Annotated in this window: 15 protein-coding genes and 1 tRNA gene; 15 read left to right on the top strand and 1 reads right to left on the bottom strand. The window is 54.8% G+C overall.

Annotation, left to right across the window (positions count from 1 at the left end):
• Positions 1-123 precede the first annotated feature (123 nt).
• The 7 genes from grpE to greA all read left to right on the top strand — a co-directional run bounded on the left by grpE (position 124) and on the right by greA (position 10141).
• Positions 124-720, top strand: a complete 597-nt coding sequence (grpE, locus tag FFI90_RS09990; RefSeq protein WP_144777869.1) for a nucleotide exchange factor GrpE — start codon at positions 124-126, stop codon at positions 718-720.
• Between the two features lie 103 nt (positions 721-823).
• Positions 824-2749, top strand: a complete 1926-nt coding sequence (gene dnaK, locus FFI90_RS09995) for a molecular chaperone DnaK (RefSeq protein ID WP_144777870.1) — start codon at positions 824-826, stop codon at positions 2747-2749.
• A 77-nt stretch (positions 2750-2826) separates the two neighbouring features.
• Positions 2827-3954, top strand: a complete 1128-nt coding sequence (gene dnaJ / locus FFI90_RS10000; RefSeq protein ID WP_144777871.1) for a molecular chaperone DnaJ — start codon at positions 2827-2829, stop codon at positions 3952-3954.
• 24 nt (positions 3955-3978) lie between these two features.
• On the top strand, positions 3979-4779 hold the full coding sequence (gene dapB, locus FFI90_RS10005) for a 4-hydroxy-tetrahydrodipicolinate reductase (protein WP_144777872.1): 801 nt from the start codon (positions 3979-3981) through the stop codon (positions 4777-4779).
• Positions 4780-5218: 439 nt separating this feature from the next.
• On the top strand, positions 5219-6349 hold the full coding sequence (gene carA / locus FFI90_RS10010; protein ID WP_144777873.1) for a glutamine-hydrolyzing carbamoyl-phosphate synthase small subunit: 1131 nt from the start codon (positions 5219-5221) through the stop codon (positions 6347-6349).
• 89 nt (positions 6350-6438) lie between these two features.
• On the top strand, positions 6439-9657 hold the full coding sequence (gene carB / locus FFI90_RS10015) for a carbamoyl-phosphate synthase large subunit (protein WP_144777874.1): 3219 nt from the start codon (positions 6439-6441) through the stop codon (positions 9655-9657).
• 4 nt (positions 9658-9661) lie between these two features.
• Positions 9662-10141 (top strand): transcription elongation factor GreA, encoded by a 480-nt coding sequence (gene greA, locus FFI90_RS10020; RefSeq protein ID WP_144777875.1) that lies wholly within the window; start codon positions 9662-9664, stop codon positions 10139-10141.
• A gap of 93 nt (positions 10142-10234) precedes the next feature.
• On the opposite strand, the gene yhbY is transcribed toward greA, so the two are convergent.
• Positions 10235-10546 carry a ribosome assembly RNA-binding protein YhbY gene (gene yhbY, locus FFI90_RS10025; RefSeq protein ID WP_144777876.1) on the bottom strand — a complete coding sequence of 104 codons (312 nt, stop codon included), beginning with the start codon at positions 10544-10546 and terminating at the stop codon, positions 10235-10237.
• Positions 10547-10867: 321 nt separating this feature from the next.
• Here yhbY and ftsH point away from each other — a divergent pair, with 321 nt between their 5' ends.
• From ftsH to nusA, 8 genes are all read left to right on the top strand, one after another.
• A complete protein-coding gene (gene ftsH / locus FFI90_RS10030) occupies positions 10868-12811 on the top strand; it encodes an ATP-dependent zinc metalloprotease FtsH (protein WP_222120504.1) in 1944 nt (647 codons plus the stop codon).
• Positions 12812-12927: 116 nt separating this feature from the next.
• Entirely contained in the window at positions 12928-13758 is an 831-nt protein-coding gene (gene folP / locus FFI90_RS10035; RefSeq protein ID WP_144777877.1) for a dihydropteroate synthase, read from the top strand.
• Entirely contained in the window at positions 13758-15101 is a 1344-nt protein-coding gene (gene glmM / locus FFI90_RS10040; RefSeq protein ID WP_144777878.1) for a phosphoglucosamine mutase, read from the top strand. The genes folP and glmM overlap by 1 nt, the downstream gene beginning before the upstream one ends.
• Positions 15102-15177: 76 nt before the next feature.
• Positions 15178-15936: a triose-phosphate isomerase gene (gene tpiA / locus FFI90_RS10045; protein WP_144777879.1), complete on the top strand. Its 759-nt coding sequence runs from the start codon at positions 15178-15180 to the stop codon at positions 15934-15936.
• 24 nt (positions 15937-15960) lie between these two features.
• The gene (gene secG / locus FFI90_RS10050; RefSeq protein WP_144777880.1) at positions 15961-16338 is read left to right on the top strand and encodes a preprotein translocase subunit SecG; all 378 of its coding nucleotides are present in this window, start codon (positions 15961-15963) and stop codon (positions 16336-16338) included.
• Positions 16339-16345: 7 nt separating this feature from the next.
• Positions 16346-16430 (top strand) — tRNA-Leu (locus tag FFI90_RS10055).
• Between the two features lie 320 nt (positions 16431-16750).
• Entirely contained in the window at positions 16751-17212 is a 462-nt protein-coding gene (gene rimP / locus FFI90_RS10060) for a ribosome maturation factor RimP (protein WP_144777881.1), read from the top strand.
• Between the two features lie 54 nt (positions 17213-17266).
• On the top strand, positions 17267-18760 hold the full coding sequence (gene nusA, locus FFI90_RS10065) for a transcription termination factor NusA (protein WP_144777882.1): 1494 nt from the start codon (positions 17267-17269) through the stop codon (positions 18758-18760).
• The last annotated feature ends 17 nt before the right edge of the window (positions 18761-18777 follow it).

Raw genomic sequence — 18777 nt, forward strand, 5'->3', positions numbered from 1 at the left:
TTGAAACCTGAGCGGTGAGCCCCATATCCGTTCGCAATAACAGACTTCCGGCTCTGCGGGGCCGGAGCCTATGTTTAATGGGCCGCGTTTTAGCCGGCCACCGAAGATCTGGCAGGAGTAGTCATGAGTACTGACGAAAACCGCAATGAGCAGGTAGAGGAATTGAATGAGCCCGCTGAAGCGGCGGCAGAAACAGCCGGCGAGCAGGAGCTTGAGCAGGGCGAGACGTCTGAACTTGACGCGTTGAAAGCGCAGGTGCAGGAGTTTCAAGAACAGGCGCTGCGGTCTCAGGCAGAAATGCAGAATGTCCGTCGTCGGGCAGAAATGGACGTGGAGAAGGCTCACAAGTTTGCACTGGAGAAGTTCGTCAAAGAGCTGTTGCCCGTGGCAGACAGCCTTGAAAAGGCGGTTGAGAGCACAGAAGACCAGGGAAATGCCGGCGATCTTGTGGCGTCTATCCGTCAGGGCGTCGAGATGACGCTGAGTTTGCTTGAGTCGAGTCTGAAAAAATTCAATGTTGAGCCGCTGAACCCGATCGGCGAGCCGTTCGATCCTCAGCACCACGAAGCGATGTCTATGGTTCCGGCGCCGGATGCAGAGCCGAACAGCGTGGTGGCTGTGGTGCAAAAAGGCTACCTGCTGAACGGTCGCGTGGTGCGCCCGGCAATGGTGATGGTAGCGAAGGCTCAGGATGCACCAAAAATTGATGAGCAGGCTTGAAAAATCAGCTAAAGCGCCAATATAGCTTGTAAACAGCAGCAGCCGGAGTAGATGTTTCCGGGCAACTATTCAGTACAGCATTCAGAAGAACTGGAGTGACTCAATGAGCAAGATTATCGGTATTGACCTTGGTACGACCAACTCATGTGTGGCCATCATGGATGGCGACAAAGTTCGCGTTATTGAGAACGCAGAGGGTGATCGCACCACCCCGTCCATCATCGCTTATACCGATGATAGTGAAATTCTGGTTGGCCAGTCGGCCAAGCGCCAGGCGGTGACGAACCCCCACAACACTATCTATGCCATCAAGCGTCTGATTGGACGTCGTTTCAAGGACGACGTTGTTCAGAAAGATATCAAGATGGTGCCTTACAAAATTGCCGAAGCGGATAACGGCGATGCGTGGGTAGAAGTCAAGGGTCAGAAAATGGCGCCACCACAGGTGTCTGCCGAAATTCTGAAGAAGATGAAGAAGACCGCAGAAGATTACCTGGGCGAGAAAGTGACCGAAGCGGTTATTACCGTGCCGGCTTACTTCAACGACAGTCAGCGCCAGGCTACCAAAGACGCGGGCAGAATTGCCGGTCTGGAAGTAAAGCGTATTATCAACGAGCCAACTGCTGCAGCTCTGGCCTACGGTCTGGATAAAAAGAGCGGTGATCGCACCGTGGCGGTATACGACTTGGGCGGTGGTACTTTCGACCTTTCCATCATCGAAATTGCAGATGTAGACGGCGAGCACCAGTTTGAAGTGCTGGCAACCAACGGTGACACCTTCCTGGGTGGTGAAGATTTCGATATGAAAATTATCGAATTCCTGGCCGACCAGTTCAAGAAGGATAGCGGTATCGATCTGCGCGGCGACTCTCTGGCTATGCAGCGTCTGAAAGAAGCTGGTGAGAAGGCCAAGATCGAACTTTCCAGCAGCCAGCAGACCGATGTAAACCTGCCGTATGTTACTGCAGATGCCAGCGGTCCCAAGCACATGAACGTGAAGCTGACCCGCGCGAAGCTTGAGTCGCTGGTAGAAGATCTGGTCGAGCGCAGCCTGGAGCCCTGTAAGGTTGCACTGAAGGACTCAGGTTTGAAAGTCAGCGAGATCGATGAGGTTATCCTGGTTGGTGGTCAGACCCGTATGCCACTGGTTCAGGAAAAAGTGAAAGAGTTCTTTGGTAAAGAAGCTCGCAAGGATGTTAACCCTGACGAAGCGGTTGCCATGGGCGCTGCAATTCAGGCCGCCGTACTGTCCGGTGATGTAAAAGACGTACTGCTGCTTGATGTAACCCCGCTGTCTCTGGGCATTGAGACCATGGGTGGCGTTGCAACGCCGCTGATCGAGAAGAACACGACGATTCCGACCAAGAAATCGCAGACCTTCTCAACGGCAGACGACAGCCAGACCGCGGTAACCATCCACGTGGTTCAGGGTGAGCGCAAGCAAGCGACACAGAACAAGTCACTGGGTCGTTTTGATCTGGCAGATATTCCGCCCGCACCGCGTGGCGTGCCGCAGATTGAGGTGACGTTCGACATCGACGCCAACGGTATTCTGAATGTGTCTGCGAAAGACAAGGCTACCGGTAAAGAGCAGTCCATCGTAATCAAGGCTTCTTCTGGTCTGAACGACGAAGAAATCGAGAAGATGGTGCGTGATGCCGAGGCAAATGCCGATGAGGATCGCAAGTTCGAAGAGCTGGTTCAGGCCCGCAACCAGGGTGATGCCATGGTTCACGCCGTGCGCAAGACTCTGAAAGACGCTGGCGACAAAGTTAGTGAGAGCGAGAAAGAGTCGATTGAAGCGTCCATCAAAGAACTGGAAGAGGCACTGACCGGTTCTGACAAAGACGACATTGAGGCCAAAACCCAAAAGCTGACCGAAGTTTCAGGTGAGCTGGCTCAGAAAATGTACGCAGATCAGGATGGCCAGGCTCAGCAGGCCGACGGTCAGGACGACGCTCAGTCGCAGACTGCTGACGACGCGGTAGATGCCGAGTTCGAAGAAGTCAAAGACGACGAAAAGAAGTAAATCTGACGTACATCAGGTAGTTGGAAAACGCGGAGCAACTCCGCGTTTTCCGCGTTTAAAAAACAGGGTTTTAAAGCATGGCCAAGCGCGATTATTACGACATTCTCGGAATATCCCGGGACGCGGATGAGAAAGAAGTTAAGCGGGCGTATCGAAAGCTCGCGATGAAGTACCATCCTGACCGTAACCCGGAAGATAAAGATGCCGAGAACAAGTTTAAAGAGGCGAGCGAAGCCTACGAAGTTCTGGCGGATCAATCCAAGCGGGCGGCCTACGATCAGTTCGGTCATGCCGGAGTAGATGGCCAGGCCGGCGGCGGCTTCGGAGGTGGAGGTGGTAACTTCTCCGACATCTTTGGTGATGTGTTTGGCGATATTTTCGGTGGCGGCGGTGGTCGCGGCCGCAACACTCGCGGCTCAGATCTGCGCTATACACTGGAGCTGGACCTTGAGGAAGCGGTAAAAGGAAAAACCGTCGAGATTACAATACCCGGGCATCGGGAGTGCGACGTTTGTGACGGCAGTGGCGCTGAAAAAGGTTCACGCCCGGAAGCCTGCAGTACCTGTAAAGGTATGGGGCAGGTGCGCATGCAGCAGGGTTTCTTTACCGTCCAGCAGGCTTGTCCGACATGTCGGGGCGCGGGCCAGATTATCAAAAATCCTTGCAGGTCCTGCCATGGTCAGGGCCGGGTGCAGGAAGAGAAGACCCTCTCCGTAAAAGTACCCCCGGGCGTTGATACCGGTGATCGTATCCGGCTCTCCGGCGAGGGCGAAATGGGTGTGGATGGCGGCCCTTCCGGTGATCTGTATGTGCAGATGTCGGTGCGGGAGCACTCCATCTTTACCCGCGATGGTCGTAACCTGTATTGCGAAGTGCCGATCAGCATTGTTGATGCAGCGCTTGGTGGTGAATTGGAAGTGCCGACACTGGATGGCCGCGTGAAACTCCGGATTCCTGCGGAAACCCAGACAGGAAAACTCTTTCGGCTGCGGAATAAAGGTGTCAGCCCGGTTCGAGGCGGCCCTTCCGGCGACCTGCTGTGTCGCGTAACGGTGGAGACCCCGGTGAATCTGACCAAGCGGCAGAAAGAACTGTTGAACGAGTTTCAAGACGCCCTTGATGGCAGCAGCGGCACAAACCACGCGCCGAAGAAAACGTCCTGGTTTGAGGGTGTTAAGAGCTTCTTCGACGAAATGAAATTCTGATCAGCTTCATAGAGAGAAAAGGCCATGAGGGTAGCAATCATCGGCGCCGCCGGGCGCATGGGAAAGGTGCTGATTGAGGCGGTTGACGGCACAGAAGGGCTGGAACTGGGCGCCGCTGTCGTCGAGCCGGGCAGCAGCCTGATTGGTGCCGATGCTGGCGAAATGAGCAGCATCGGGAAAACCGGCGTAAAGATGGCTGGTACCTTGGCCGACGTGAAAGACGATTTCGACGTGCTCATCGACTTCACGTTCCCGGACCTGACCCTGGAAAACGCCGAATTCTGCAAAGCCAACGGCAAAAGGCTGGTTGTTGGCACCACCGGCCTGTCCGATGCCGAAAAAGAGCAGTTAGCCCTCGCAGCGGAGTCTGCGCCAGTGGTTTTTGCCCCCAATATGAGCGTTGGCGTGAACGTGGTTCTCACTCTCCTGCACACCGCGGCAGCGACATTGGGTGATGACTACGACGTCGAGATCATCGAAGCCCACCACCGTCATAAAAAAGACGCGCCTTCTGGTACCGCCCTGCGCATGGGCGAAGTGGTTGCTGATGCACTTGGGCGTGATCTCAAAGAGTGCGCCGTCTATGGCCGTGAAGGCTTCACCGGCGAACGCACCCGCAAGGAAATCGGTTTCGAAACCATTCGCGCCGGTGACGTAGTGGGCGACCACACCGTACTGTTCGCCACCGAGGGCGAGCGCATTGAGATTACTCACAAGGCGAGTAGCCGCATGACTTTCGCCAAAGGCGCAATGCGAGCGGCTCTGTGGCTGAAAGACAAGCCTGCCGGCTTATACGATATGCAGGACGTCCTTTCGTTGAAATGAGTTTTAGGCAATCCTGAGGTGGCGGGCTGGGGTTATCTTCCGGGAATGTCGGAGGCCATGGATGGCCGGAGTCAAGCGCACAGGGGTGAGGCAAGCGTTTATGAAGCGAAGCTTCATGCGCAGCCGAACGACGGCAATCTGTGATTGCTGGCCGGACCCCGCAGGGGTGCTTGTAGCGTTTCCCGGAAGATAACCCCAGTGCGCGGCCGGTGCCTGAGCTAAGTGAGATTTTGCATGGACACAAAACCGCAAATTTCATACAATAAGGCGGTTTAACTGCACCAAGCGTAGGCTTTGAAAAGCCCAGGGAACAAAAAAGTTCCCGGATAACAAAAAGCGGGACGGAGATTTTACTCCCTCTCGCTTTTTTGCGACCTGAATTTGCGCTTGCGTTCCTGTTCGTGACGAACCGATACGCCACTCGATGAGGATACAAGCCTTGAGCACACCCGCAATCCTTGCACTCGCAGACGGAAGCCTGTTTTACGGCACCGCTATTGGCGCTGACGGCGAAACCAGCGGAGAAGTGGTGTTCAACACCGCCATGACCGGCTACCAGGAAATACTCACCGATCCGTCTTACGCACGCCAGCTCGTTACCCTGACTTACCCTCATATCGGTAACACCGGAGTGAATGAAGAAGATGTTGAGTCAGACCGCATCCAGGCCGCCGGCCTCATTATTCGCGACCTGCCTCTGGTGGCCAGCAACTGGCGCAGCACCGGGGCGCTGGACGAATACCTGCGAAGCAGCAACATTGTAGGAATTGCCGATATAGATACTCGGCGCCTGACGCGCATTCTGCGAGATAAAGGCTCACAGAGCGGCGCAATTGTCGCCGGTGCTGATGCCACTGCAGAGCGTGCATTAGAACTCGCAAATGCGTTCCCGGGGCTCGAAGGCATGGACCTGGCCAAAGTGGTCAGCTGCGAAAAATCCTATAAGTGGACCCAGGGAGAGTGGACGCTCGGCGAGGGCTACGCAGAAGGTGGCGAATCGAAATTCAAGGTTGTGGCCTGGGACTACGGCGTCAAGTACAACATTCTGCGCATGCTCGCATCCCGGGGCTGCGACATCACCGTTGTGCCTGCGCAAACCCCGGCATCAGAGGTGCTGGCGATGAATCCGGATGGCATATTCCTCTCCAACGGCCCGGGCGATCCTGAGCCGTGTGACTACGCGATCAAAGCGATTCAGGACGTGCTGGAAACCGAGATTCCGGTGTTTGGCATCTGCCTGGGGCACCAGCTTCTGGCGCTGGCCAGTGGCGCGAAAAGCATGAAAATGAATCACGGCCATCATGGCGCCAACCACCCGGTTCAGCGTCTTGAAAACGGCAGCGTCATGATCACGAGCCAGAACCACGGATTTGCAGTGGATGAAGCTTCTCTACCTGCCGTGCTCGAAGTGACCCATAAGTCACTGTTCGATGGCACTTTGCAGGGGGTTCGTCGCACGGATAAGCCGGCGTTCAGCTTTCAGGGGCACCCCGAGGCGAGCCCGGGCCCCGGTGATGTTGCGCACTTGTTTGATGAGTTTATCCGTCTGATGGACGTCCGAAAGGGTTAGTACCGGCTTACGGACAGATACGCCATTCCAGGCACGCGCCGTTTTTTGCGCTGCAAGAATTTAAACGTTGCTGACAGGTTTACCAAGACATGCCAAAACGGACCGATATTAAAAGCATCCTGATTCTGGGCGCAGGCCCGATTGTGATCGGGCAGGCGTGCGAATTTGACTACTCTGGCGCTCAGGCCTGTAAAGCCCTGCGTGAGGAAGGTTACCGGGTAATACTGGTTAACTCGAACCCGGCCACCATCATGACCGATCCGGTGATGGCGGATGCCACCTACATCGAGCCGATTACCTGGCAGACCGTCGCCAAAATCATTGAAAAAGAAAAACCGGATGCCTTGCTGCCTACCATGGGTGGTCAGACTGCATTGAACTGTGCGCTGGATCTGGAAAAGCACGGGGTTCTGGCTGAGCACGGCGTGGAAATGATCGGCGCCAATGCCGACACCATTGACAAGGCGGAAGACCGGAGCCGTTTTGACAAGGCGATGAAAGCGATTGGCCTTGAGTGCCCCCGCGCCTCCATTGCTCATACGATGCAAGAAGCCTGGCAAGTCGCTGAAGAAATTGGCTTTCCATGCATCATTCGCCCGTCGTTCACTATGGGTGGGTCCGGTGGCGGTATTGCCTATAACCGGGACGAGTTTGAAGAAATCTGTACCCGTGGTCTTGATCTTTCCCCTACCAACGAACTGCTTATTGATGAGTCGCTGATCGGTTGGAAAGAGTATGAGATGGAAGTGGTTCGCGACAAGGCGGACAACTGCATTATCGTCTGTGCCATCGAGAACTTCGATGCCATGGGCGTTCACACCGGGGATTCCATCACCGTTGCACCAGCCCAGACGCTGACCGACAAGGAATACCAGATCATGCGCGATGCCTCGCTGGCCGTGCTGCGTGAAATTGGTGTGGAAACCGGTGGCTCCAACGTACAGTTCGGTATTAATCCGGACACTGGCCGCATGGTTGTTATCGAGATGAACCCCAGGGTTTCGCGTTCATCCGCACTGGCCTCCAAGGCGACCGGCTTCCCGATTGCCAAAGTGGCAGCCAAGCTGGCGGTGGGCTACACGCTCGATGAGCTGCGTAACGAAATAACCGGGGGCGTGACACCGGCATCCTTCGAGCCCAGTATTGATTATGTTGTTACCAAGATCCCCAGGTTTACCTTTGAGAAATTCCCGCAGGCCGATGCCCGCCTGACCACCCAGATGAAATCTGTGGGTGAGGTTATGGCGATTGGTCGCACTTTCCAGGAATCTCTGCAGAAAGCCCTTCGTGGACTGGAAGTTGGATCAGACGGTTTCGATGAGCAGCTCGAAGAGTTCAGCTCCGAAAGCTCCCGCGAAACCCTTACCAAAGAGCTCAGCGTTCCCGGTGCGGAGCGTATCTGGTACATCGGTGATGCTTTCCGGGCCGGGTTGAGTGTGGATGACGTGTTCGAGTACACCAAGGTTGATCCCTGGTATCTGGTGCAAATCGAAGACCTTATTCGTGAAGAACAGGCGTTAAAGACCGCCGGCAAGGCGGATATCGACCATGCCACCCTGTTCCGTCTCAAGCGTAAGGGTTTCTCTGACGCGCGGCTGGCGAAGCTGCTGGGCATAGCCGAAGCAAGCATGCGCAAGTTACGGCATGATCTGAACATTCGCCCGGTGTACAAGCGTGTGGACACCTGTGCCGCCGAGTTCGCCTCGGATACTGCCTACATGTACTCCACCTATGAGGAAGAGTGCGAGGCGGAGCCTACCGATCGTGAGAAAATTGTGGTTATTGGTGGCGGTCCTAACCGCATTGGCCAGGGTATTGAGTTTGATTACTGCTGTGTGCACGCGGCGCTTGCCATGCGTGAAGATGGCTACGAAACCATCATGATCAACTGCAATCCTGAGACGGTATCAACGGATTACGATACCTCCGACAGATTGTATTTTGAGCCAATTACCTTGGAAGACGTGCTGGAAATCATCCACGTCGAGAATCCAAAAGGCGTGATTGTTCAGTACGGCGGCCAGACACCACTGAAGCTGGCTCGGGGTCTGGAAGCTGCTGGTGTGCCGATTATCGGAACCAGTCCGGATGCAATTGACCGGGCAGAAGATCGTGAGCGATTCCAGCAGATGATTCAGCGCCTGGGTCTCAAGCAGCCGGAAAACGCCACCGTCCGGAGCCTCGAAGAGGGTATTGTTGCAGCCAGCGAGATTGGTTACCCGCTGGTGGTTCGCCCATCTTATGTGTTGGGCGGCAGAGCCATGGAAATTGTTTTTGGTGAAGACGAGTTGGTGCGTTATATGCGCAGTGCGGTGCTGGTGTCCAACGACAGCCCGGTATTGCTGGACCACTTCCTCAACGCTGCCATTGAAGTCGATATTGATGCCATTTGCGACGGCAAGGATGTGGTCATCGGTGGCATTATGCAGCATATTGAGCAGGCCGGTATTCACTCCGGTGACTCTGCGTGCTCCTTGCCGCCCTACACCTTGCCGCCCGAGGTTCAGGACGCCATGCGTGAGGCCGTCAGGAAAATGGCCATTGAGCTGGAAGTTGTTGGCCTGATGAACGTGCAGTTGGCTTGGCAGGATGATGAAATCTATGTGATTGAGGTTAACCCGCGAGCTTCACGGACGGTGCCTTTTGTATCGAAAGCCATCGGTGTATCGCTGGCCAAGGTGGCGGCGCGTGTTATGGCTGGCACCTCTCTGGCAGAGCAGGGCTTTACCGAAGAGGTTGTTCCGAGTTACTACGCTGTAAAAGAGTCTGTGTTCCCGTTCAACAAGTTTCCGTCTGTTGACCCGATCCTTGGGCCCGAGATGAAGTCCACGGGTGAGGTTATGGGGCTTGGGGACAGCTTCGATGAAGCGTTTGCCAAGGCCTCGCTGGCCATCGGGGAGCGTTTGCCTCCCAGCGGTACCGTGTTCATGTCGGTTCGTGACGTGGACAAGGCGGGCGCCATTCAGGTTGCCCGTGATCTGGTCGATATTGGCTTCCAGCTTGTTGCCACGACTGGCACTGCAAAAGCTCTTCGCGCGGAAGGCATCGAAGTAGCGCGGGTAAATAAAGTGGGTGAAGGGCGTCCTCACATTGTGGACGCTATCAAGAACGGACAGGTTCAGCTCATTATTAACACCACTGAAGGTCGCAAGGCAGTGTCTGATTCGGCGCAAATTCGCCAGTCAGCCCTGCAGACCAAAGTAGCATACACAACAACATTGGCGGGTGGCGAAGCCTTCTGTCGGGCTATCAAGTTTGGCCCGGAGCGCACAGTACGCCGCCTGCAAGACCTCCACGCAGGGAAGTAAGATTATGAGTGAAAGAGTACCTATGACAAAAGCGGGTGAGACCCGCCTTCGTACGGAGCTCCAGAAGCTGAAATCCGAGGATCGTCCCCGGGTTATCGCCGCAATTTCAGATGCGCGGGAGCATGGCGACCTTAAAGAGAACGCAGAATATCATGCTGCCCGGGAGCAGCAGAGTTTTATTGAAGGCAGGATTCAGGAAATAGAAGGCAAGTTATCTGCCGCTCAGGTGATTGATGTTACGGCCATGGAGAATACCGGCAGGGTTATCTTCGGTACCACGGTTCATCTGTTGAATATGGATACGGATGAGCAGGTGGTCTACACGATTGTCGGTGAGGATGAGGCGGATATCAAGGAAGGCAAGTTGTCGATCTCGTCACCCATCGCTCGTGCGCTGGTCGGCAAGAGTGAAGACGATGTAGTCGCTATTCGTGTGCCTTCTGGTACCGTGGAATACGAAATCGAAAAGGTGGAGTACATCTGATTCGAGCGGCGTTGGCGTTGCCAGCACGCAGAGAGCAAAAAACCGGCTGTGTTATGCATAGCCGGTTTTTTTAATTCAGGTGCTCTGCAGGCGTCAGTTTTTATGGCGCAGCAGATTGGAAAGCTTCGGGTTGGGCTGCTTGGATCTGCGCATGATAACGGCGATTTTTCCAATGGTCTGCACCACTTCAGCGCCACTGGCTTCGCACAGAGCATTTATTGCTTCCTGGCGGGCTTCCCGGTCCTGGCTTGCCACTTTGATCTTGATGAGCTCGTGGTCGTTCAGGGCGCGCTCCAGTTCTTCCTGAAGGTTTTCGGTGAGGCCCTTGTCGCCCACAATAATGACGGGTTTCAGGTGATGGGCAATGGCCCGGTATTCCCGGCGCTGTTCCGGTGAAAGACTCATGATGTAATCTCTTTATCAGTGCAATTAACAAAAGGTCAGCGGCATATTCGCTGGCAACGTCGTATAATTGGCGGATTGTAACAGACAACCTTGTATACAGATCACCCTGCAGGCGTTGTAATTTCCGAGATGAGGCCCACATACAAGTAATATGGGGATTTATCCGGCGTTCTTAAACGCTTTCAGGTTGATCCGCAGCTGCGTTTTTCTGTGGCCGTAACGGATAGGCCGTTTCTGGTGGATAGACGTATAATTGGTGTAAGGTGTCAGTAAAGAGTAGTTCCTTCGATGGCCTGCTCTTCAATTCACAGGTGATGATCCTTGAACGATATGGCAAAAAATCTGGTTCTCTGGCTGATAATAGCCGCGGTACTGTTGATGGTGTTTCAGAATTTCTCTCCCACCACCACCGGTCAGCAAGTCAATTATTCCCAATTCGTTGAAATGGTTCAGCAGGGCCAAGTCAACAAAGTCACTATTGATGGTCTGGAAATTCAGGGCACCCGTGGCGACGGTTCCCAATTCCAGACAATTCGCCCGCAGGTGGCGGATAACAAGCTGATGGACGATCTACTGGCGAATCAAGTAGAAGTAATCGGCAAGGAACCGGAGCGCCAGAGTCTCTGGACGCAGCTGCTGGTCGCGGCTTTCCCGATTCTGATCATAATCGCACTGTTCGTGTTCTTCATGCGCCAGATGCAGGGCGGCGGTGGTGGCAAAGGCCCCATGTCGTTTGGCAAAAGCAAAGCGAAGTTGATGAGTGAAGATCAGATCAAGACCACGTTCGCCGACGTCGCCGGTGTGGATGAGGCTAAAGAAGACGTTAAGGAGCTGGTTGACTTCCTTCGGGACCCCAGCAAGTTCCAGCGTCTTGGTGGCAGTATTCCCAAAGGCGTCTTGATGGTGGGGCAGCCGGGTACCGGTAAAACCCTGCTGGCCAAAGCCATTGCCGGTGAAGCCAAGGTTCCATTCTTCTCTATCTCCGGCTCCGACTTCGTTGAGATGTTCGTGGGTGTTGGCGCATCACGTGTGCGTGACATGTTCGAACAAGCCAAGAAGCAGAGCCCTTGCATCATCTTTATTGATGAAATCGATGCGGTCGGTCGCCATCGTGGTGCCGGCATGGGTGGTGGTCACGATGAGCGTGAACAAACCCTGAACGCGCTGCTGGTTGAGATGGACGGCTTCGAAGGTAATGAAGGCGTCATCGTTATTGCTGCGACCAACCGCCCTGATGTTCTTGATCCGGCGTTGTTGCGCCCAGGTCGGTTTGACCGCCAAGTCGTTGTTGGCCTGCCCGATATTATTGGTCGGGAGCAGATTCTCAAGGTGCATATGAAGAAGGTGCCCCTGGATGAAAACGTAGTGCCAGCACTTATCGCGCGCGGTACGCCGGGCTTCTCCGGCGCAGATCTTGCGAACCTGGTCAACGAAGCAGCGCTTTTTGCAGCGCGCAGAAATATGCGCCTGGTTTCCATGGAAGAATTTGAGCTCGCGAAAGACAAGATCATGATGGGCGCTGAGCGTAAGTCCATGGTGATGAGCGAGAAAGAAAAGCTGAATACGGCCTACCACGAATCTGGTCACGCCATTGTGGGTCGGCTGACGCCTGAACATGACCCGGTTTACAAGGTGAGCATTATCCCTCGTGGCCGCGCCTTGGGTGTCACAATGTTCCTGCCGGAAGAAGACAGGTACAGCCACAGCAAACGCTTCCTGATCAGCTCCATTTGCAGCCTGTTTGGTGGTCGTATTGCGGAAGAGCTGACATTGGGCTTTGACGGCGTTACCACCGGTGCTTCGAATGATATCGAGCGTGCGACCAGTCTGGCTCGTAACATGGTTACCCGCTGGGGTTTGTCCGAGAAGCTTGGACCGCTGCAATACGATACCGACAGCGAAGAGCCGTTCCTTGGCCGCTCTGCCGGACAGGCTCAAACTGTCTATTCGCCCGAAACGGCACAGCGTATTGATGAGGAAGTTCGCAACATCATTGATACCTGTTACGAAACGGCCACGCAAATTCTGGTCGATAACCGGGATAAGCTGGATATCATGGCCCAGGCGTTGATGAAGTATGAAACCATCGATCGTCACCAAATTGATGACATCATGGAGGGCCGCACTCCACGCCCGCCGAAAGGTTGGGATGACAGTGGTTCTGCCGGTGGCGTCAAGGCTGACGATTCGGAGCCCGCAGCAGGGGCCAAGCCTTCTGATGATGGTCAAAGGCCGGATGTTGGTCGCCCAGCCGGAGAGCACTGAGGCTTCAGGCTTTGGATGACCCGAGCTGACACTTGCGCCGCCCCGATTACGGGCGGCGTTTGTTTTTGCCAGACGCTGTTTTTCACGCTAAGCCATGCCCGCCCAGAAGGTTTGTTATGGAAATGAAATTTGCCGGACGAATCCTGGATATGTCCCGTTGTCACGTGATGGGTGTTCTTAATGTGACTCCGGATTCGTTCTCTGATGGTGGCCGGTACAACCAGTTGGATGCAGCGCTTTTTAAAGCTCGCCAGATGGTCGTGGATGGTGCGGCGTTTATTGATGTGGGCGGAGAATCCACACGCCCGGGTGCGGCGAAGGTATCAATTCAGGAAGAGCTGGATCGTGTTTGCCCCGTCGTTGAGGCGCTTGTAAGGGAATTGGATGTTATTGTTTCGATAGATACCAGCACGCCTGAAGTGATGTCTCAGTCGGCTGAGCTCGGCGTAGGGCTGATTAACGATGTGAGAGCGCTGCAGAGGGAGGGCGCCTTGGATGCTTCAGCGCGTGCGGCAATACCGGTTTGCATCATGCACATCCAAGGCGAGCCTGAAACCATGCAGGACCATCCTGAATATCGGAATGTGCTGCGTGAAGTCAGTGAATTTTTGACTGGGCGCATTCGCGTCGCGGAGAAGGCTGGAATAGAGGCCCACAATATAATTCTGGATCCCGGGTTCGGGTTCGGGAAAACTCTTGAGCATAATTTGCGTTTGCTTGCTTCGCTTGAGCAGTTGCAGGTCGTGGGGCATCCAATGTTGGTCGGTATGTCCAGAAAATCCATGCTCGGCCATATAACGGGCCGGGAAGTTGATGAAAGGTTGCCCGCGAGCCTTGCGGCCGCGACAATATCGGCCATGAAGGGTGCAAGTATTATTCGCGTGCACGACGTCAGGGAAACCGTAGATGCCGTCAAGATTGCGACGGCTGTAAAGGAGGCAGTTTGATGGCCGGAAGAAAGTATTTTGGCACGGATGGAATACGCGGCAGGGTAGGTGAGCCGCCTATTACGCCGGAATTCATGTTGCATCTGGGGTGGGCTGCCGGGCAGGCTTTCAAAAGGGCCGGGCAGCGCAACAGTGTGCTGATTGGCAAGGACACCCGGCTGTCGGGGTACATGTTCGAGTCCGCTCTTGAGGCCGGATTATCGGCGGCGGGAGTGGATGTGAAGCTTTTGGGGCCTATGCCAACCCCAGCCATCGCGTACCTGACGCGCACCTTCCGTGCCTCCGCAGGCATCGTTATCAGTGCTTCCCACAATCCGCATCATGATAATGGCATCAAATTTTTCTCCGCAGACGGCACCAAGCTTGACGATGCCCTGGAGGCCGAAATCGAGCGTTGGCTGGACAAGCCGATCGAGGTTTGCGGTCCGGATGAGCTGGGTAAGGCGTCGCGGGTAGAAGACGCTCCGGGGCGCTACGTAGAGTTCTGCAAGAGCACTGTGCCGAATGAGTTCACCCTTGATCACTTGAAGATCGTTCTCGATTGCGCCCATGGTGCGACATATCACGTTGCGCCGAAAGTGTTCCGTGAGCTTGGCGCTAATGTTTCTGTCATTGGTGCGGAGCCGAACGGACTTAACATCAACCTGAATGTGGGCTCCACTCATCTGGGCGCGCTCAAGAGGGCTGTTATCGAGAAGGATGCGGATCTGGGCATTGCCTTTGATGGCGATGGTGACCGGGTATTGATGGTTGATCGTGACGGTTCTGAAGTTGACGGTGACGAGCTTCTGTATGTGATTGCATCCCAGCGGTTTGCCGAAGATCGCCTCAAAGGCGGCGTGGTGGGTACGCTGATGACCAACCTTGGTGTTGAGCTGGCGCTGACGGAAATGGGTATCTCGTTCGAGCGCGCCAATGTGGGCGATCGCTATGTGATGGAGCGGCTGTTGGCGAATAACTGGGTGCTCGGTGGTGAGGGTTCGGGGCACATGGTCATCCGCGACTGCACCAGTACCGGCGATGGTATCGTGTCCGCACTTCAGGTGCTGCTGTCTATCGGCAAGTCCGGCAAAACTCTCGCCGAGTTGCGGCAGGGTATGAGTAAGCTGCCCCAGACGATGATCAATGTGCGCGTTGCAAAGCGGTTTGATCCTTCCAGCCGTGCGGATATTGTTGCAGCGGTTAAAAAGGCTGAATCGGAACTTGGCAGCACGGGCAGAATCCTGCTGCGTGCGTCGGGAACTGAGCCTTTGATTCGCGTAATGGCTGAAGGTCAGAGTGCGGACGATATTCGTCGTATTGCTGAAAAGCTCGCGCAAATCGTGGAAAATTCAACGCCCTGATTTTGTTGGTTTCAGGCGGTTGTCTGTTCTGAGGGACTGCTGTATAGTGCGCCCTCCCTTACATTCGGGAACTGTTATGCGTCGCAAGATTGTAGCCGGAAACTGGAAGATGAACGGGTCGAAAGACCTCTCGGATGAGCTGGTGGGTTATGTCCGGTCTGAAGCCGGGTCTCTTGATAACGGCGTGGAGGTTGTTATTATTCCTCCTGCAATTTATGTCGCGAATGTATTGGAGCAGGCCCGAAACACTGTGTCAGTTGGTGTTCAGAATGTGGGTCAGTGGCAGTCGGGAGCTTATACCGGGGAAGTTTCCGCGGAAATGGCCAGAGATGCAGGCTGCCGCTACGCGCTTGTTGGTCACTCCGAGCGCCGTCAGCTCTTTGGTGAAACCGACGAGCAGGTTGTTGAAAAAGTGTCGCTGGTAGTCTCCAGCGGTTTAACGGCCATTGTCTGCGTTGGTGAAACGCTGAAAGAGCGCGAGGCCGGGCAGGCTGAGGCAGTCGTTGCTAACCAGGTGCGCACAGGTTTGTCGTCAGTGGCGTCGGGTGAATGGCAGAATATCGTAGTTGCCTACGAGCCAGTTTGGGCGATTGGTACCGGTAAAACGGCAACCTCTGATGATGCTCAGGCTATGCATGCAGCTATACGGGGTGTGCTGAAAAGTATGGGCGCCCCTGCCGAAGAGATTTCACTGCTTTACGGCGGCAGTGTAAAAGCAGATAATGCAGCGGCTCTTTTTTCAGAGCCAGATGTAGATGGTGGTTTAATTGGCGGCGCATCACTGGTCGCAAAAGAATTTATGAGTATTTGTCGGTCCTTACCGGCGAGTGCCTAAAGTTAAAGGTTCGCGAGATTCGATATGGATTGGATGGAAACACTGGTAGTCGTTGTGCACGTGGTGATCGCGGTGGCGCTGGTGGGTCTGGTGCTGATCCAGCAGGGCAAGGGTGCGGATGCAGGTGCGGCCTTCGGGGGTGGTGCTTCGCAGACGGTATTCGGTAGTCAGGGTAGCGGCAGTTTTCTGACCCGCATGACAACCTTGCTCGCAATCGTGTTTTTTGTAACGAGTTTTTCGCTGGCAGTATTTGCCAAGCAGCGTGCTGAAGTGGCAGGCGAGGCAGGCATTCCGGTAGTGACGGACTCCCGCCAGGGTCCTTCTGAGGGAGCTGCAGATAATGGTGATGCTGCGAAGAGCGAAACCGGGAGCGGGGAGTCTGATCTCCCCGAGCTCGAGTAAGAGTGTTGCCCAAGTGGTGGAACTGGTAGACACGCTATCTTGAGGGGGTAGTGGCGAAAGCCGTGCCGGTTCGAGTCCGGCCTTGGGCACCAATTAAGAAGAGAAACGGCTTGGATCTTCCAGGCCGTTTTTTTGAGCAGTCCTTGACCACTTCGTCCGGCGTCTCTATACTCCGGCGGAGATTGGAGCCAGACATCTCTTGTTGTCGGGTTTCTGGCAGGCCAGGTGTCTGTCAGCAGGAAGCGGTTTACCGGTTTGCTTTCTGCTAGTTCTTGCAACAAAAGGCCCCAGTTATCGGGGCTTTTTGATTAAGGGGCCCTGGCGCAACGGGCCCTGGTGCGTAAAAAGGGCTGATTAACAGCCCTTTTTTTGTTTTTGGGGCCGGTAAATTTTAATACGGAGACCGCCTAACTTGTCAGGCAAGCTTAAACAACTGGAAGACATTCTTCGGCCTGTGGTGGAAGGCCTGGGTTACGAGTTCTGGGGCATCGAGTATCGCTCCAAGGGCTATCAATCCATGCTGCGGGTCTTTATAGACGATGCCGAGAATGGCATCGGCATTGATGACTGCGAGAAAGTCAGCCGTCAAATCAGTGGCGTGATGGATGTGGAAGATCCCATCCAGACCGAGTACACACTGGAGGTTTCGTCTCCGGGGATGGATCGCCCCCTTTTTCGGCCTGAGCAGTATCAGGCATTTGTGGGGCACCAGGTACAAATCCGCTTGCGCATGGCATTTGAAGGCCGGCGCAAGTTTCAGGGGCTTATTAAAGGTGTGGAGGGCGATGATATTGTCGTGGTCGTTGATGATCACGAGTATTTGTTGCCTTTTGACAGCATCGAAAAAGCCCAGATTATTCCGGTATTCGAGTGAGCTATTTGAAAAACTCAGTAGATGCACAGTTTATTTTCAGAGCAGGGCAATCCAATGAGTAAAGAGATCTTGCTGGTGGTTGAAGCCGTCTCGAACGAAAAAGGCGTCGAGAAGGATGTAATTTTCGAAGCGATCGAGCTTGCACTCGCCACCGCTGCCAAAAAACGTTACGAAGACGAAGAGTCGGATGTGCGCGTATCAATTGATCGTCGCACGGGTGAATACGATACTTTCCGCCGTTGGCTGATCGTTGACAACGATGCCGTTCCTGCGTTGGGTACCGAGCTGACGCTTCAGGAAGCTGAAGAAATTGACCCTGCGCTGAAGCCTGGTGACACCTACGAGGAGAAAGCAGAGTCTGTTGCTTTCGGCCGTATCGGTGCGCAGGCAGCGAAACAGATCATTTTCCAGAAAGTTCGTGAAGCTGAGCGCAGCAAAATTGTAGATAGCTATCGCGATCGTGTTGGTGAACTGGTCTCGGGTACCGTAAAGAAGGTTACCCGCGATAACGTCATCGTCGATCTTGGTGCCAACGCTGAAGCTTTGCTGCCCAGAGAGCACCTGATCCCGCGTGAAACATTCCGCATGGGTGACCGGGTACGCTCATTGCTGCTCGAAATTCGCACAGATCATCGCGGCCCTCAGTTGATTCTGAGCCGTTCTGCATCACAGATGTTGATCGAGCTGTTTCGTATTGAAGTGCCGGAGATTGCAGAAGAGTTGATTGAAATCCGCGGCGCGGCCCGGGATCCCGGTTCACGTGCAAAGATTGCAGTGAAAACCAACGACCGTCGTATTGATCCCGTTGGTGCTTGTGTAGGCATGCGCGGCTCTCGCGTTCAGGCAGTCTCCAACGAGCTCGGCGGAGAGCGCGTCGATATCGTGCTGTGGGACGACAACCCGGCACAGCTGGTCATTAACGCCATGTCCCCAGCGGAAGTGGCTTCTATCGTGATGGATGAAGATCGCCACACCATGGAAGTAGCCGTCGCAGCCGATAACCTGGCGCAGGCTATCGGTCGTAATGGACAGAACGTGCGCCTGGCTACCGAGCTTACGGGCTGGACCCTGAACGTGATGACCGAAGAAGAGGCGGGTGAGCGCCAGGAGCAGGAGTACAACACTCTGGTTGAGCACTTTACTACCCACCTCGACATCGACGAAGAGTTTGCCGGAGTGCTGATTGACGAAGGCTTTACGTCTATTGAGGAAGTCGCCTATGTGCCTATGGAAGAGATGTTGGCGATTGACGGTTTTGACGAAGAAACCGTCACTGAATTACGCCGCCGTGCCAAGGATGTCCTGTTGAATCAGGCACTGGCCAGCGAGGAAGCCCTCGATGGCGCGGAACCTGCAGAGGATCTTCTGAGTATGGACGGAATGGACCGTGGCCTGGCGTTCAAGCTTGCCGGCATGGGTGTACGTACCATGGAAGATCTGGCGGAGCAGTCGGTTGACGACTTGCTCGATATCGAAGGTATGGATGAAGAGCGTGCAGGACAGTTGATTATGACTGCACGCGCCCCCTGGTTTGAAGACCAGGCTTAATTCGGGAGGAGACCAGT

Origin of the sequence: Marinobacter maritimus (assembly GCF_007671675.1) — a bacterium.
Classification (GTDB): domain Bacteria; phylum Pseudomonadota; class Gammaproteobacteria; order Pseudomonadales; family Oleiphilaceae; genus Marinobacter; species Marinobacter maritimus.

What these genes read in the sequence shown, in the direction of transcription:
- dnaK (WP_144777870.1), top strand. Translation starts at nt 824, where the DNA reads ATGAGCAAGATTATCGGTATTGACCTTGGTACGACCAACTCATGTGTG.
- dapB (WP_144777872.1), top strand. Translation starts at nt 3,979, where the DNA reads ATGAGGGTAGCAATCATCGGCGCCGCCGGGCGCATGGGAAAGGTGCTG.
- dnaJ (WP_144777871.1), top strand. Translation starts at nt 2,827, where the DNA reads ATGGCCAAGCGCGATTATTACGACATTCTCGGAATATCCCGGGACGCG.
- grpE (WP_144777869.1), top strand. Translation starts at nt 124, where the DNA reads ATGAGTACTGACGAAAACCGCAATGAGCAGGTAGAGGAATTGAATGAG.
- carB (WP_144777874.1), top strand. Translation starts at nt 6,439, where the DNA reads ATGCCAAAACGGACCGATATTAAAAGCATCCTGATTCTGGGCGCAGGC.
- folP (WP_144777877.1), top strand. Translation starts at nt 12,928, where the DNA reads ATGGAAATGAAATTTGCCGGACGAATCCTGGATATGTCCCGTTGTCAC.
- glmM (WP_144777878.1), top strand. Translation starts at nt 13,758, where the DNA reads ATGGCCGGAAGAAAGTATTTTGGCACGGATGGAATACGCGGCAGGGTA.
- greA (WP_144777875.1), top strand. Translation starts at nt 9,662, where the DNA reads ATGAGTGAAAGAGTACCTATGACAAAAGCGGGTGAGACCCGCCTTCGT.
- yhbY (WP_144777876.1), bottom strand. Translation starts at nt 10,546, where the DNA reads ATGAGTCTTTCACCGGAACAGCGCCGGGAATACCGGGCCATTGCCCAT.
- tpiA (WP_144777879.1), top strand. Translation starts at nt 15,178, where the DNA reads ATGCGTCGCAAGATTGTAGCCGGAAACTGGAAGATGAACGGGTCGAAA.
- secG (WP_144777880.1), top strand. Translation starts at nt 15,961, where the DNA reads ATGGATTGGATGGAAACACTGGTAGTCGTTGTGCACGTGGTGATCGCG.
- nusA (WP_144777882.1), top strand. Translation starts at nt 17,267, where the DNA reads ATGAGTAAAGAGATCTTGCTGGTGGTTGAAGCCGTCTCGAACGAAAAA.